This is a genomic window from Streptococcus massiliensis DSM 18628 (assembly GCF_000380065.1).
GTDB lineage: Bacteria > Bacillota > Bacilli > Lactobacillales > Streptococcaceae > Streptococcus > Streptococcus massiliensis.
In genome coordinates this window covers 1-1583 of the sequence record NZ_KB904444.1, presented here as the reverse complement: position 1 = coordinate 1583, position 1583 = coordinate 1, and the positions used below count along the sequence as shown (strand labels likewise).

The 1583-nt window shown below is 36.9% G+C and carries 1 protein-coding gene; it reads right to left on the bottom strand.

All coding sequences use genetic code 11. The features are described from left to right. Positions 1 to 252 precede the first annotated feature (252 nt). The coding region (locus tag A3I3_RS0109775; RefSeq protein WP_018372504.1) for a GBS Bsp-like repeat-containing protein at positions 253 to 1583 on the bottom strand (1331 nt) is incomplete at its 5' end.

Below are 1583 nucleotides of genomic sequence, written 5' to 3'. Positions count from 1 at the left end.
ATCCTCATCGCTTTGAACATCAAAAAGGAGAGGACTGATTTAGTCCTCTCCAGATTATAACTTCTCATCAACCCACTACAGTTGACAAAGAGCCAGTAACGAACATTACTTGGGAGATGATTTTTGTAAAATTTGAAGCACAAAGTAAACTTACAAAGTCACTGATATCGTAATCAATGGGATAGGTATTGTATCTTTATGTTAGACATTTTAGACCAAAATATATCCTCGATCATTATTTAACTTCCGATTTTATTTTACTGCAATAAATGGAGAACCTAAAGAAAGGTCAACTGGATCCGTACTTTTAATAGCAACAAGTGTGCTAACTGAATACCATCCATTGTTGGCGGCATTATATGGATCTCGAACATATGTTCTTCCATTCACATAATTAGTAAGAACCAATTCATGAGTTGCAGGATAACGCACAAATAAACTATTTCCAACTGCTGCTAGAACATGATGACCCTGTTCTAGAGTATTTACAATGGCAGAAATATCAGGAAGAGCTTGAACAGTTAAACCCCAGTGCTCCGCACCGTATTTAATCCCATACCCATCAGTACCAATACCCGTTTTATTAAAACTATTGGTATGATTGTACAAATAATCTGCCACTTCTGTTGGGAGGACTGTTTTGCCTTTCACTCCAGAAATAGCCATAGCTAAAGCTGTTGGTACACAACCAGTTGCATCCATATTATTGATACCATAGGTTCTGTAGCGCCATCGATTATCTCTTTGTGAAAAGTAAGGGGTGTTATATTTTCTATGAACCTGCGTTGTGACTTCTTGAATTAATTTAAAGGTGTGGTTGTCTTGATAATAATACAAATGAATATTATACTCACCAGTAGAATTCTTGTGATTTCTCGAATCTACATGCACTCGATAACTACCGTCTGGCTGTCTAACCGCCGTATACCAAACCAAATCATCTTGTCCTCCTTCAGTGGACCAAGTTGGTACTTTTACTACCTGGACTCCTCCTGCAGGATTGGAAACCTCTGTTACGACAATATCGAATGTCCCATTCTGATCATCTTTATTAACAATACTAATATTACCCGTTGCACGAGTATGATGAACCTGCGTTGTGACTTCTTGAATTAATTTAAAGGTGTGGTTGTCCTGATAGTAATACAAATGAATATTATACTCACCCCTAGAATTCTTGTGATTTTTCGAATCTACATGCGCTCGATAAGTACCATCACTCTGTTTCTCTGCTGTATACCAAAATAAATCATCTTGTCCTCCTTCAGTGGACCAAGTTGGTACTTTAACAACTTTAACACCACCAGGATTGGATACTTCTGTTACGATAATATCAAATGTCCCATTCTGATCATCTTTATTGACAATACTAATCTTACCTGTTGCTTGAACCGCAGTATTTTTAGAAACTTGAGTAGTCACTTCTTGAATCTTTTTAAATGTTCCATCATTTTGAAGATAGAACAGATGAACATTATACTCGCCGACTGAATTCTTATGATTACTTGCTTCTACGTGCGCTCGATAAGTACCATCGCTTTGTTTCTCTGCTGTATACCAAAATAAATCATCTTGTCCATTTG